The organism is Paludisphaera borealis (genome assembly GCF_001956985.1).
GTDB lineage: Bacteria > Planctomycetota > Planctomycetia > Isosphaerales > Isosphaeraceae > Paludisphaera > Paludisphaera borealis.
In genome coordinates, this window is record NZ_CP019082.1 from 92277 (window position 1) to 106590 (window position 14314).

Annotated in this window: 9 protein-coding genes; 6 read left to right on the forward strand and 3 right to left on the reverse strand. The window is 67.8% G+C overall.

Annotated elements, in window-relative coordinates; genetic code table 11:
* Nucleotides 1–170 precede the first annotated feature (170 nt).
* Both BSF38_RS00415 and BSF38_RS00420 read left to right on the forward strand, forming a co-directional pair.
* Nucleotides 171–2435 (forward strand): VIT domain-containing protein, encoded by a 2265-nt coding sequence (locus BSF38_RS00415; protein WP_237170678.1) that lies wholly within the window; start codon nucleotides 171–173, stop codon nucleotides 2433–2435.
* 143 nt (nucleotides 2436–2578) lie between these two features.
* Nucleotides 2579–3442: a carbonic anhydrase gene (locus BSF38_RS00420; RefSeq protein WP_076342963.1), complete on the forward strand. Its 864-nt coding sequence runs from the start codon at nucleotides 2579–2581 to the stop codon at nucleotides 3440–3442.
* Between the two features lie 10 nt (nucleotides 3443–3452).
* On the opposite strand, the gene BSF38_RS00425 is transcribed toward BSF38_RS00420, so the two are convergent.
* Complete coding sequence (locus tag BSF38_RS00425; RefSeq protein WP_076342964.1) at nucleotides 3453–4118, reverse strand: nucleotide exchange factor GrpE; 666 nt, start codon at nucleotides 4116–4118, stop codon at nucleotides 3453–3455.
* 224 nt (nucleotides 4119–4342) lie between these two features.
* On the opposite strand from BSF38_RS00425, the gene BSF38_RS00430 reads away from it, so the two are divergent.
* A complete protein-coding gene (locus tag BSF38_RS00430; RefSeq protein ID WP_076342965.1) occupies nucleotides 4343–5503 on the forward strand; it encodes a M24 family metallopeptidase in 1161 nt (386 codons plus the stop codon).
* Nucleotides 5504–5540: 37 nt separating this feature from the next.
* Here BSF38_RS00430 and tpx read toward each other — a convergent pair whose 3' ends face one another.
* On the reverse strand, nucleotides 5541–6071 hold the full coding sequence (gene tpx, locus BSF38_RS00435) for a thiol peroxidase (RefSeq protein ID WP_076342966.1): 531 nt from the start codon (nucleotides 6069–6071) through the stop codon (nucleotides 5541–5543).
* A gap of 239 nt (nucleotides 6072–6310) precedes the next feature.
* On the opposite strand from tpx, the gene mnmG reads away from it, so the two are divergent.
* From mnmG to BSF38_RS00450, 3 genes are all read left to right on the forward strand, one after another.
* Complete coding sequence (gene mnmG / locus BSF38_RS00440; RefSeq protein ID WP_076342967.1) at nucleotides 6311–8155, forward strand: tRNA uridine-5-carboxymethylaminomethyl(34) synthesis enzyme MnmG; 1845 nt, start codon at nucleotides 6311–6313, stop codon at nucleotides 8153–8155.
* Between the two features lie 611 nt (nucleotides 8156–8766).
* Complete coding sequence (locus tag BSF38_RS00445) at nucleotides 8767–9348, forward strand: response regulator (RefSeq protein ID WP_076342968.1); 582 nt, start codon at nucleotides 8767–8769, stop codon at nucleotides 9346–9348.
* A 140-nt stretch (nucleotides 9349–9488) separates the two neighbouring features.
* Entirely contained in the window at nucleotides 9489–11507 is a 2019-nt protein-coding gene (locus tag BSF38_RS00450; protein ID WP_083712583.1) for an HDOD domain-containing protein, read from the forward strand.
* On the opposite strand, the gene BSF38_RS00455 is transcribed toward BSF38_RS00450, so the two are convergent.
* Nucleotides 11504–14050, reverse strand: coding sequence for an HD domain-containing phosphohydrolase (locus BSF38_RS00455; protein ID WP_076342970.1), 2547 nt, complete (start codon nucleotides 14048–14050; stop codon nucleotides 11504–11506). The two genes, BSF38_RS00450 and BSF38_RS00455, sit on opposite strands and share 4 nt — an antisense overlap.
* Nucleotides 14051–14314 lie beyond the last annotated feature (264 nt).

The following is a 14314-nucleotide window of genomic DNA, read 5'->3' on the forward strand; positions in this document are numbered from 1 at the left end:
CGTGGGCGTTTCGAAAACCATTGCGCGAAAAATCTCCGCGTCGTCCTCAGAAACCGCCCGCTGCGGCGTCTAACGGGATAGAGGGAAGGGTCGGGCGAGGTCCGTTGGGCACCGAACCAGGGGGGACGCACATGTTTGCAAAGCCGGGGCGAATAGGCGGGACGCTGTGGATGGCGGCGGTCGTCGTGCTGTCGGGCGCGGGGGGGGCTTGGGGGCAGGGATTCATCATCGAGACGCGGCGGACCGTGCCGATCCAGAGTTCGTTCGAAATCCGCGAGGTCGGCGTCGACGCCCAGGTTCGCAACCAGGCGGCCGAGGTCCAGGTTTCGCAGACGTTCCACAACCCCGGGTCGACCCAGCTTGAAGCCGAGTTCTTCTTCCCGCTGCCCGAAGACGGCGCGGTGCAGGATTTCGTCCTCATGGTCGACGGCCGTGAGCTGACGGGCCGGCTGATGAACAAGGACGAGGCGCGGCGGATCTACGAGGAGATCGTCCGCACCAAGCGCGATCCGGCGCTGCTCGAATACATGGGCCGGGGGCTCTACCGCACGAGCGTCTTCCCGATCCCTCCGGGGGCCGATCGCAAGCTGACGATGAAGTACACGCAGCTCTGCAAACGCGACCGCGACGTGATCGAGTTCTCCTATCCGCTGTCGACCCAGAAATTCACCTCCAAGCCGATCCAGCGGCTGTCGATCCGCGCGTCGATCGAGAGTAAAGACTCGATCAAATCGGTCTACTGCCCCAGCGACGACGTCCGCATCGACCGCTCGGGGGATCACGAGGCCCGGATCAGCATGGAGCGGACGAACGTCATCCCGACGAGTGATTTCCGGATGGTCTATACGCTGGCCGAAGGGGCGATCGGGGCGTCGGTCGTGAGCTATCGTCCGAGCGCCGGCGACGACGGCTATTTCCTGCTGCTGGCCAGCCCCGAGGTCAAGGCGCCGGACGCCAAGCCGCTGCCCAAGACGGTGATCTTCGTGCTCGACCGATCCGGCTCGATGGCCGGCAAGAAGATCGAGCAGGCGCGGCGGGCGTTGAAATCGGTGCTCAACAACCTCCGCGACGACGACCTGTTCAACATCGTGGTTTACGACAACGCCGTCGAAACCTTCCGGCCCGAGCTGGAACGCTTCACCTCGCGGACCCGCGAGGAGGCCGAGCGGTACGTCGACAACATCCGCGAGGGGGGCGGCACGAACATCGACGAGGCGCTCACGTCGGCCCTCGGCTTGATTCGCGACCACTCGCGGCCCAACTACCTCCTCTTCCTCACCGACGGCCTTCCGACCGCCGGCGAGGTCCGCGAACTGTCGATCGCCGACCACTGCCGGAAGAACAACACGCAGAAGGCGCGGATCTTCAGCTTCGGCGTCGGCTTCGACGTCAACGCCCGGCTGCTCGACCGCCTGAGCGCCGGCAACAGCGGGACGAGCGAATACGTGCGGCCCGACGAGGACATCGAGACCCACGTCGCCCGGTTCTATTCGAAGATGAGCAGCCCCGTGCTGACCGATCTCCGCATCGAATTCACCGGCACGGACGTCAACCGGACCTACCCACGCGACCTGCCCGACCTGTTCGAAGGCGGCCAGATCGTCTGGGTCGGGCGGTATCGCCAGCCGGGCCGGACGACGCTCAAGGTCACTGGCCGGATCGCGGACGAGTCCCGCACGTTCGAGTTCCCCGCCGAACTGGCCGACTCCGATCGAGGCAGCGGCCATAACTTCGTCGAGCGGATCTGGGCCGTGCGCCGGATCGGCTATTTGATCGACCAGATCGACCTCAGCGGCCAGAACAAAGAGCTGGTCGACGAGTTGGTGAGCCTGAGCACGAAGTACGGAATCATGACCCCTTACACGTCGTTCTTGGCCGACGAGCGCGTGCAACTGCACGCGATGAACCAGAACGCCGACCGCGCCCGGTTGTCGTTGGAAACACTGTCCGAGTTCAGCGGCGCCTCGGGCGTCGCCCAGCGGGACGCGAAGAGTTTCTACATGCGGGAAGAACGCGCTGCGGGTGCCTCGTTCGCCGAGCCGAACCAAATGGCGGGCTTCAGTGCCGACGCCGCCAAGAGCGGAGGCATGATGGGCGGCATGATGGGCAAAGATACGGCGATCGGCAGGAGGCGCCGCAACCCGCAAGCCCCGGCGAATGCCGGCATGGGGATGGCCGGACAGAACCCCGAGGCGGCGATCCGCCGGGTCGGCTCCAAGACCTTCTATTACAAGGGCCAGCGCTGGGTCGACGCCGTGGTGAAGCCCGAGGAAGACGCCAAGGCCAAGCTGATCCGCCAGTTCAGCGACGAATTCTTCGCCCTGGCCCGCTCGCAAGGGTCCGAGCTGAACCAGTACCTGACGTTCACCGAGCCCGTCACCGTCAAGCTCGACTCCGCCGTCTACCGCATCGAGCCGGCCGAGGATAAGCCCTGATCGACGAGAACACCGGGAACCCGGATGATCGCCCGCCAACGAACCTCGTGATCTTGGCGGGCGATCGTCTGCGCGGGACAATGTTCGCCTGACGGGGCGTCGAGAGCGCCTCGCGCGACGCCCCGCCAAAATCGGAGCCGAATGTGGACATTATCTACCGTTACGATCCGTTCGAGAAGATCGCCCCCCGGCCGGCGCTGAACGCCGAAGGGGCCTTGAAATCGTTGGAAAGCGGACATCTTCGGTATCGCCATACGGTCGATCGGGTCAAGGCGGAGCTTGAAGGCGAAATCCTCACGGAACCGTTGGTGATCAAGGTCGATCCGCTGCGGCTTGGGCTCAGGGACGTCGCGGGCGTGCCGTTGCACACGCCGTACGCCCTGGTGCTGGGGTGTTCGGACGCCCGCGCGCCGATCGAGCAGATCTTCGACCAGTCGCCCAACGACCTGTTCGTGATCCGGGTCGCCGGCAATGTGCTGGGGACCGAGTGCCTGGGGAGCATCGACTACGCCGTCCGCAATCTTGGTGGCAGTCTGGCGCTGGTGGTGGTCCTGGGGCACACCGGCTGCGGCGCGGTGAAGGCGGCCGTCGACCTGTACCTGGCCCCGAACGACTACCCGGACCTCGGGCTCACCCACGCGCTGCGGTCGCTCGTCGATCGGGTGCTGATCGCCGTCCGGGGGGCGGCCAAGGCCGTTGATCGCGTGTGCGGGAGTGACGCGAAGAATCACCCCGGCTACTATGACGCGCTGGTCGAGACCGGCGTGTACCTCAACGCCGCCCTCACGGCGTTCGACGTCCAGCGGGAGGTCGAGATGTTCCAGGGGAATTCGCGGGCCGGGGTCGTGTACGGCGTGTTCGACCTGGCCGACCAGCGCGTCCGCTCGCAGCCCGACCAGGGGACTGCGCTCCCGCCGCCGTTCGCCAAGGTCGCCGAGAGCCCGAGCGACCTCGAAAGCCTCGGCGACCGGGTCGTCACGGCGATCGTGGCCAGAGGCGCGCTCTGATCCGCGAGGCTCACGGCTTGAGGGTATAGACCGTCACGATCTCGGGGCGGATGACCTTGTCGCCGGCCTGGAAGCCGGGGCGGAGCCGCTGGGCGACGGTCTTGGCGCGGTCGGGCTCGTCGGTCGGCGTGGTCGTGACGGCGCGCTGGCGGCGGGGGTCGAACGCCTCGTCGTCGTTGCGGAACGGCTCGACGCCCTGGCGGTAGAGGATGTCCTCGACGGCGGTCTGGATCGATTCGAGCATCCCCCGGACGGCCTCGCCGTCGTCCCCCTGGGCCTCGGCCATCTTGCCGACGTCGTCGTGAAGCTGGATCAGGTCGACGAAGATCGGCCGCTGCACCTTCAGCAGCAGGTCCTGCTTGTATTCCTGAAGCTCGGCGTGCAGCCGGTCGACGACCCGCTCGCGGCTGGCCTCGGCCCGAACCTCGCGATCGAACTGGGCCTGAAGGCCCGCCAGCCGCTGGTCGATCCGATCGCCGAGCCGATCGACCGCCCGGCGGACGTCGTTGTCGGGCTCGACGAGAACTTGCTCCGTGATTGGCTCAGGCTCAGGCTCCGCCTCCGGTTCGAGGATCGCCGCGACGACCTCGGCGGGGATCTCCAGGTCCAGGCCGAACGCCTCGTCGTCGTCCGGGGTCGGCGGAACGTCCTCGGTCAGGTTTACGGGATCGGGCATCGGGACGCGGCTCCTTTTGAATTGCCGGAGGTGGCCGAGAGATGAGAAAAGTGGACGCGAGGCTCACGACTTCCGCCCGCCAGGCGGCCGCGCTGGCCTGATCGGGTGCGACTCGACTTGAACGCGTCCTTTCTTTTAGGCTAGATTCGTCGGTCGATCAACCTCGGCGCGGCGGCCCGAGAGAGTCTTCGCCGCGGCGGCCGCGCTATTCCCGAAAGGTTTGCATGCTCACCCGTGAAGGATGTCTGGCGCGGCGGCGGCGGCTTTGGGAAGCGACGGCCGGCACGATCGACGCGATCGTGATCACGCAGCCGGAAAGCCTGGTCTACTTCGCCGGCTTTCGCGCTTCTCCCTTCACGTTCCGATCGTCGGAATCGAGCGCCGCGCTCATTTTGCTTCCCGACCGGGCGATCCTCATCGCCGACGACCTGCTCGATCCGTACCTGGCGGAAAGCCACGTCGACGCGACGGCGGCGTTCTCGTGGTATGCGGGCGAGCGTCCGGCGCCGCACCGGGGGGACAGGCTCGTCGAGGCGTTCACGGAGGCCTGGCCGCGAACCGCGGGGAGCCGGCTCGGCGTCGAGTACGCGTCGATTCCAGCTGGAATCCTCGACGGCGTCTCCGGCATCTCGGACGACCAGGCGTTCGAGGTGTCGAACATCGATCCGATCGTCCGCGAGCTGCGGCGCGCGAAGGACGCCGACGAGCTGGCCCTGCTCCGCCGATCGGCCCGGGCGGGTGAAGCCGCCCACGCCGCGGCCCTCGATCGGATGCGGCCGGGCATGACGGAACTCGACGCCTTTTTGATCGTGCAGGAGGCGGCCGTCCGCGAGGCCGGCGAGCCGGTCCAGGTGTACGGCGACTTCGTCGCCAGCGGCGGCCCCGACGCGATCGAGCCCCCGCGCACCCCTCGGCTGAGAAACCGGCCGATCCGGGCCGGCGAGCTGCTGTTGCTCGATTTCTCGGTCGTCGTCCACGGCTACCGGGCCGATTTCACGAACACGTTCGTCGTCGGCGGCGAGCCGACCGCCCGCCAGCGCGCGATGGCCGACGCCTGCCTCGGCGCTCTGGCCGCCGGCGAAGCCCTGCTCGGCCCCGACCGCGAGGCCCGCGCCATCGACGCCGCCGTCCGCGGCTATTTCGCGAGCCTGAAACTCGACTCGTACTTCCAATCGCACAGCGGCCACGGCCTCGGCCTCGGCCATCCCGAACCACCTTTTCTGGTCCCCGACAGCGACGAGACTCTGGCCGTCGGCGACGTCGTCGCCCTTGAGCCGAGCATCAACGCGCCCGAGGTCGGACTAATGCGGTTCGAGCGCAATTACCTCATCACCGAAAACGGCTGCGAACTGCTGACCCGCCACCGCCTCACCCTGACGCCTTGAGGCCAGGGCGAGGCGAGCGGCAAGGCGAAGCCAGGCGTCAAGCGCCGGCGGCGGCTTTCAGGGCCTTCAGGGCGGGCTCGTAGTCGGGCTCGGTGGCGATCTCGGGGACGATCTGGACGTAGGTGATCGTGTTCGAGCCGTCGACGACGAAGACCGCGCGGGCCAGCAGCGGGACCGGCAGCCCCTGGATCAAGACGCCGTAGTGCTCGCCGAAGCTGTGGTTGTGAGCGTCGGAGAGGTTCTTGACGTTGTCGATCTGGGCCTCGGTGCAGAACCGGGCCTGGGCGAACGGCAGGTCGGTGCTGACGGTGTAGGCCGCCACCTTGTCGCCCAGCTCCTTGAGGACCTCGGCGAAATGCTTCGTCTGCTTGTTGCAGACCGGGGTGTCGAGCGACGGCACCACGTTGAACAGCCGGGCCTTGCCCGCGGTGTCGGCCAGCGACAGCACCGCCAGGCCCGCGCCCACCGCCTGGAAATCCGGGGCCTTGTCGCCCGCCTTTAGCTTGGGGCCGACCAGCTCGACCGGGTTGCCCTTGAACGTCACTTCGCCCTTGCGCGTCTCTGCCATGGCTCGCGTTCCCATATGTTAACGAAAATTTCGAGGGGGGCTCGTCCCCAAATGGTCGTCGGACGTCTATCACCTTAGAGCGGGTCGGGAACCTCGGTCAAGCCGGGCGCGGCGACGACCCGAGGCGCGGGCGACTCGACCTCCTGCTCTGTTCGCGGGCGCGAATCCACCGCTAAAATGAACGGGCGAGGCGCACGAACGATCCACGAACGACCGGTGATGCGAAGCAAAGCGAGAACATGGGAAAGACACGCGATCCTTACCAGTTCGACGTGATCGTCGTGGGCGCGGGGCACGCGGGACTCGAAGCGGCCCTCGCGCCCGCCCGCATGGGCCTGCGCACCGCGCTTTTGACCATGAACTGCGACACGGTCGGTCAGATGAGCTGCAACCCGGCGATCGGCGGCGTGGCCAAGGGGCAGATCGTCCGCGAAGTCGACGCCCTGGGGGGCGCGATGGGCGTTTTGACCGACGCCACGGCGATCCAGTTCCGCCTGCTCAATCGAGGCAAGGGGGCGGCCATGCACAGCCCCCGCGCCCAGTGCGATAAGAAGGCGTACCAGTTCCTCGCCAAGCTGACCGTCGAGCGGCAGCCGAACCTCACGCTCCGCCAGGAGATGATCGAGACGCTCGACGTCGTCGACGGCCGGATCGTCGGGCTTCGCTGCCGGGGGGGGATTGTTTACAAGGCCGGGGCCGTGGTGCTGACGACCGGCACATTCCTCCAGGCGCTCATGCACACCGGCGAGGAGAAGACCGTCGGCGGGCGCGGCGGCGACGTCGCGGCCCTCGGCCTCTCGCAGAGCCTCCGGTCGCTCGGCTTCGAGCTGCGACGGTTCAAGACCGGCACGCCGCCCCGGATCAACGGCCGGACGATCGACTTCGCCAAGCTCGCCCCGCAGCCGGGCGACGCCGAGCCGGTCCCGTTCTCGTTCTTGACCGACCGGATCGAGCAGCCGCAGATGGAATGCCACATCACGGCGACCAACCCGGCCGTCCATGAGATCATCCGCGCCAACCTCCACCGCGCGCCGATGTACTCGGGCCAGATCCAGTCGACCGGCCCGCGCTACTGCCCGTCGATCGAGGACAAGGTCGTCCGGTTCGCCGACCGCGAATCGCACCAGATTTTCCTCGAACCCGAGGGCCGCAACACGCTCGAATACTACTGCAACGGGATCTCCACGAGCCTCCCCCGCGACGTCCAGGAAGCCGTCATTCCGCTGATTCCGGGCCTCGAAAACGCCGAGATCATGCGCTACGGCTACGCGGTCGAGTACGATTTCGCGCCTCCCGAGCAGCTCAACGCCACGCTCGAAACCAAGGCCGTGCCGGGCCTCTTCTTCGCCGGCCAGATCAACGGCACGACCGGCTACGAGGAGGCCGCCGCCCAGGGCCTGATCGCCGGGATCAACGCCGCGCTCGCCGTGAAAGGCGAGCCGCCGTTCGTGCTCGACCGCTCGTCGGCGTACATCGGCGTTTTGATCGACGACCTCGTGACCCGAGGGGTCGACGAGCCCTACCGGATGTTCACCAGCCGCGCCGAGTATCGGCTGCTGCTGCGCCACGACAACGCCGACCTGAGGCTCACCGAGAGCGGCCGCCGCGTCGGCCTGGTCGACGACGCCCGCTGGTCGCGGTTCGAAGCCCGTCGCGACGCGATCAACGGCCTGCGCGACCGCCTGACGACCACCCGGCGCGGCGGCGTGTCGCTGTTCCAGGTCCTGCGGCGCCACGAAACCACCTGGTCCGACCTGGTGGACCTCGCCCCCGAGCTGGCCGAGACCGGCTGGCCGGACGACGTCGTCGGTCAGGTGGTGATCGAGGCCAAGTACAACGGCTACGTCGGCCGGCAGGTCGAGCAGATCGAGCGGTTCCGCCGCCTCGAAGACAAGACGATCCCCGGCGACCTCGACTACGGGGCGATCCATCAGCTCCGGGCCGAGGCGCGCGAGAAGTTCGAGCGCGTCCGCCCCCAGTCGCTCGGCCAGGCGGGCCGGATCAGCGGCGTGAACCCCGCCGACCTCGCCACCCTGCTCATCCACCTCAAGCGCCGTGGCCCGCTGCCGACCCAAGACGCCTGAACCGAGCCCGCATCACATTGCGCTCGATTGCAACCCGCTCGTCGGAAATCGCCCCAATACCGGAAAGCCGCTTCGCGTCGTCGTCTTTCTCAGAGCGCGGATACTCTGTCACCCTCGGAGTCGTGAGCGACAACCGAGATTGACAGAAAGCCGCATTCGGTATTTGTTTGACAAATCGACATTTTTTGCCAATTCTCAGGCGATCCAGATCGCGTGATCGCCAGAGACCGCCTATTTTCTCTTTGCTCGGCCTGGAAATTGAGGGCGGCAGCGGGACTCAAGGCGCACGTGGAGCAGGGACCACGCCGGATTCCATCACGTAATCATCTGGATTGACAAACCAGAGGGGCATTTTACAATTGGCTGAATCGGCAAGATCGGCAAGATCTATAGCCTTCGCAGGTTTTAACGCCTGAGTCATTGCCACGGGTTGACCGTAAGCGAGGAAGACTGGTCAACCATCCCATCGATCGTTCGTAGGCGGTGAACTGGACAAGGATGTGTCGCACGGAGGCCGATCGAGAATCGTTTCGCGTCGCACGAGGGTCGTCAGGGTGGCGTCCCGTGGGTCGAGTCTCTTCTCGGTCGGGGAAATCGGGATTTCAACTACTATGAAGACCGTTTACACGACAGGCGAGGCTGCCAAGATCTGCAAGGTCAGTCAGCAGACCATCATCCGCTGCTTTGACTCGGGTCAGCTCAAAGGATTTCGGGTTCCTGGATCCCGATTCCGACGCATTCCTCGCGAGGCGCTGTACCGCTTCATGAGGGACAATGGAATTCCCACCGACGCGCTGGAGAGCGGGCGCCGTCGCATCCTGATCGTCGACGACGACCAGGCGGTTGTCGACCTCATCGCCGAGGTGCTCTCGGGCGACAACCGGTTCGAGAACAAATCCGTCAACAACGGCTTCGGCGCGGGAATGCTCGCCAAGGAGTATCACCCCGACCTGATCATCCTTGACGTCATGCTGCCGGACATCAACGGCCAGGCGGTCTGCGAACTGATCCGCAAGGACCCGACGATCGCCGACATCAAGATCATCTGCATCTCGGGCATGGTCGAAGAAGACAAGATCGAGGAGCTGAAGGCGTCCGGCGCGGACGATTTCCTCCACAAACCGCTCGATATCGATGAACTAATGAAGCGAATCTGCCGACTCTTGGATATGGAGACCCGCCCCAACGGGTGAAACGCTGGCGATCGCTTGCGTGCATCAGGCAAGCCTTGCCTCGTCTCGATCGTCGTTGGCGTCCGGCCTTGCCTTGATCCGGCCGTCCGGCCCGATCTCGAGTCAGGCGGGCGGGGGGGTCGGGAAGGAGCCCGATTACCGTGCGGGTCCATTCAGGACGAAAGTCGCCGGGGGGGAAGCCGCACAGTCGCTTGCAGGGGCTGTGCCATCTTCCCGTACGTCCCCACTCGGCCCGCGCGGTGGTGGCGGCTGTCGCCTCGGCGTGCAGCGGCGAGCCGTCCGACGTCCCCGCGCCGGGCGTCGGCGTCGGTGCCGCCCGGGGGGGGCTCGACCTCGACCCGGGGTGGGTGCTGGCCGAGCGAACGAGGCCGGGCCGGGCCGACCCGCTCGAAATCGTGGCGGAAACCGCGTGGTGGCCCGCGACGCTGGCCACGGGCCCGTGCACCGAGGCGATTCAGCGCCTCTGGCGGCATTCGGTCGCCGTCGCCCTCGCCTGCCGATCGCTGGCCCGTGAGAAGGGCGACCGCGACCCGGACCAGCTCGTCCGCGCCGGGCTGCTGCACGGAATCGGCCGATGGGCGGTGGCGGCCGTCGATCCCGACTGGTTCGCCCGCTGGCTCAACGAGAACGACCGGGCCGTCCGCCGTCGTCTGGAGCTTGCCGACCTGGGGACCGACATGGCCGACCTCGGCCGTCGGCTCGCCGAGCGCTGGGGTTGCGAGCCGCTCATCGTCGACGCCGCCTGGCTCCATGACGATTCCGCCGGCGCGCTGGCCTCGGCCGCCCGCGAGCCCGAGCGGCTGGCGCTGATCCAGGAAGCCGTGCGATGGGCCGAATCGACCCCCTGGTCGTTGAACGCCGCCGGTCGGGAGTCGCTTCCCACCGAGCCCCGGCTCCGCATCCTCGTGGCCGAGGTTCAGTCGAAATGCGCGTCGATGTTCGCGACGGCCGACGCCTCGCCCCATGAAGAGCGGATGACTCGCGAGAACGCCCGGCTGCATCTCCGTCTCGCCGCGCTGTCGCGAACCAACGCCACCCAGGAGCGGATCATCCACGCCCTGGCCGACGACCTTCCCCACGAGTCGACCGAAAGCTGGACCGCCCGCGCGGGGATGATCTGGTGCGAGGAACCCGAGGTCAACGCCGCCCGCGTGGTCTGGCGCGATCCGGAGTGGCCCGAAGCCGAGCCCGCGACGGCCGAGGGCGACGGCCTGGACGTCCCCAGCCGGCCCGCGTCATGGACGATCCCGCTCGAATCGCGGACCGGCGTCGTCGCCGAGATCCAGCTCTGGCTCGATCCCGATCAAACCGAGCTGCGCGGCCGGCTCGAACGGACCCGCGTGATCGAGGCCTGGCGGTCGTGGGCGACGCGGATCGCCGATCGCGACATGCTCGAACGCCGGCTCCAGGCCGTCGTCCGGGGCTCTCGCCAGAGCGCCGAGGACGAGGAGGAGCGGACTCGTTCCGCCAAGCTGGACGCCCTCGCCGAGTTCGCCGCGGGCGCCGGCCACGAGCTGAACAACCCGTTGGCGGTGATCGTCGGCCGCGCCCAACTGCTGCTGGCGAAGGCGGCGGACCCGGCGACCGCGCGCTCGCTGCGGATCATCCTCAGCCAGGCCCAGCGGACGCATCGCATCCTCCGCGACCTGATGTTCGTCGCCCGTCCCCCCGAGCCGCGCCCCCGCGCCTGCCGTCCCGCCGACGTGCTCCGCGCGTGCCTGGCCGAGTTCGAGGCCGAGGCCGAGTCGCGGGGGATTCGCCTGACCAGCGAGGTCGAGGCCTCCGATCAGCCGACGTGGATGGACCCCGACGCCTTCCGCCACCTGGCCGACATCCTGATTCGCAACGCGTTGCAGGCGAGCGTCGGCGGCGGCAAGATCCAGGTCCGTTCGTCCCGCCAGGGGCAAGAACTGCGGCTGTCGGTCGCCGACGGCGGCAAGGGAGTCTCGTCGTCCGAAGGGGCCCATCTCTTCGACCCGTTCTTCTGCGGTCGCCAGGCCGGCCGCGGCCTCGGCCTGGGACTCCCCCGCGCCGCGCGGATGGTCGCGCTGGCGGGTGGCTCGCTCACCTGGTCGTCGGCCGTCGGACAGGGCTCGGCCTTCAACGTGCAGCTCCCGCTGCAACGCCCTCCCGACGAACCGACCAGTGCTTTGATCTAGGCTTCTTGCATGCGCCACCCGACCTCGCTCCTGCCGCTGATCTCTTGGCTCTGCGCCGGGAACGCCGCCGCGAGGGGATGCCTCGCCCAAGCCGGCGTCTCGCCTTCGCTGATCACGTGCTCGGCCCCGACCGCGTCGCAGTGCGCCTGCTCGTCGATCATCGCCAGGAAGGATTCAACGACGCGCGGATCGAGATGGGTGCCGGCGAGGGAGGCGATGTGGTCGCGGACCCGGTCGCGCGGCCAGGCGGCCCGGTACGGTCGATCGTTCCCCAACGCGTCCCAGACGTCCACCGCCGCGAAGATACGGGCCGACAGTGGGATCTCTTCCCCCTTGAGGCCCAGCGGATAGCCCGAGCCGTCCCATCGCTCGTGGTGGCCGTACGGGATCTCGAGCGCCGGCCTGAGGAACGTGATCGGGAAGAGCATCTCGTAGGCGTACGCCGGGTGGCGGCGCATGACTTCCCATTCCTCGTCGTCGAGCGGGCCGGGCTTGAGCAAGACCCGATCGGGGATGCCGACCTTGCCGATGTCGTGCAGCAGCGCGCCGCGGCGTAGATGCACCAACTCGGCCTCGCCGACCCCCATGGCGCGGGCCAGCCGGACGGTGATTTCGGTGACGCGTCGAGAGTGCCCCTCGGTCTCCTGATCGCGAAGGTCCAGCGCCCGCGCCCACCCCTCGATCGTCGCGTCGTAGGCCGCCGCCAACTCCGCGTTGGAGCGCCGCAGGCCGTCGAGCAGCGAGGAGTTGTCGATGGCGATAGCCGCTTGGCCGGCGAGCGTCTCCAGGTATTCGAGCCAATCGGCGTCGGCGTCGAGCGGGCTCCGATGGAAGACTTCGAGCACGCCACGGACCTGGCCGTTGGCCAACAGTGGCAGGGCATGGTAGGCGACGAAGCCTTCCTCGACGAGCCCCTCGGCGCAGGCGTGGGTGAGGGTGGAGCAGCTCAGGTCAGCCACGTCGAGGCGACGGCCCTCCAGGGCGACCCAGCCGGGAACGCTCCGATCGAGCGGCATGGGACGCTCGCTCATCCCGGGCGTCTGGAAGCCCATCTCGGCGGCGCGGACCAGCGTCCGGGCCTGCGTGTCGTGCATGAGCACGTCGGCAGCATCCACGCCGAGTTGGGCGGCGACCTCGTCGAGGACGACTCCCAAGGTCTGTCGCAGGTCGAGGCCGGCGGTGATCGCCGCGTCAATGCGACGCAGCGCGGCAAGCCGGGCCAGACGCAGTTCGAGCCGCGCGTTGAGGCCGCGAATCTCCTCCTCGGCGACCCGATGCGCTGTGACGTCGACGCACGCGCCGGCCATGTACGACGGCTTGCCGGCGGCGTCGACGAACGTCTTGCCTTTGTCGGCGAGCCAGTGCACGGTCCCGTCGGGCCAGACGACGCGGAACTCCACACAAATGTCTTCGCCCCGCTGCGCGCTTCGGTCGACGGCCGTAGCGACGGCGTCTCGATCGTCCGGGTGGATCCGATCCATGAAGTCCGCGACGCAGCCGGCCTCCTGGCCCGCGGGGATGCCGAAGAGCCGGTCGAGGTTCTCGTCGCTGTCTACCGCGCCGGTGCGGATGTCCCAGCGAAAGGTGCCGGTGCCCGACGCGGTCAAGGCCGCGCGGAGTCGCTCGCGGCTCTCGCGGAGCGCCTCCTCGGCCTGCTTGCGCTCGGAGTCGTCCTGGACGATGTAGGTGAATCGGCCCGGGAAGCCTTCGAGCGGGCAGCCGACTGCGGAGAGCCAGGCCCGACCGCCGGGGTGATCGTACGCGTACTCGAAACGGATCGGCCGGCCGGTCCGCTCGGAGTCGCGATAGGCGTCGATCCAGCGGCGATTGTGCTCCTTCGTGATGCCCACCTCGCTGGAGAGCCGTCCACGCATGGCGTCGGGCGTCAGGCCCAGAGGGCGCGCCGTGGGCGCATTGGCGGAGATCATCAACAGGTCGTCGCCGCAGATCTCGGAGATGCCCATCATCATCGGGGCGTTGTCGTAGAAGCTGCTCAGGATCGCCTCCCGATCGCGCACCGCCTCGGCCTGGCGCCGAGCGTCGTCCAGAACGTGGTCGTAAGACCGGGACACGGCTACCAGTTGCCGTCGGGCCGTGGTTGCGAGGATCAACCCAAGTAAAGCTGAGGCGACGAGGCTCGCACACACGATCGTCCACGTCGACCGCCGGACGGCTTGGTTGCGCTCGCTGCGGACGACTTCCTCTTCCTCGACGCGGAGGAGCTCCGTCAGGCGGCCTCGCATCGCGTCGATCATCCAGCGGCGGTCGACGTCGATCGCCTGTCGAGCGAAGGAATCGGGGACGCCGGCGATCGAGCGATCCAGGTCGACCCGCCTCCAATCCTGCATGTCGCCCAGGATCGCCTGGATCAGGCTTGTTCGGGCGATGACCGTGTCGGAGCGGTCGATCCGCGCCATGACCGCGACCAAGTGCGCGATCAGGCCGAGGAAGACGGCGGCCAATCCGGCGAAGAGCATGGGCGGCAGCACGAAGGCTCGTGCCAGCTCGCGCAAGGCGGTCGGATTCGGCCCTTCGATAGCCATGTGCCTTGGGACCTCTCAGGGATCACTCTCCAGGGACGCGAGCCGGTCCCCTGGACCCGCAATACGGCGCTATGTCGCAGCTTCTGAAAGTAACTTAGGTCGTCCCCCGCCCGTCAGCCGGATTAGATCACGAAAACGAGCTTCCGGCGCTGGCGACGGGCCTTTTCCTCCGACCAGGGCCGCGACCCGATCCACCGCCGCACAGCGGCCGGGCGACAGCCTGCTGCGGATCGTCCCGACGGGGCAGCCCAATCTGCCGGCCGC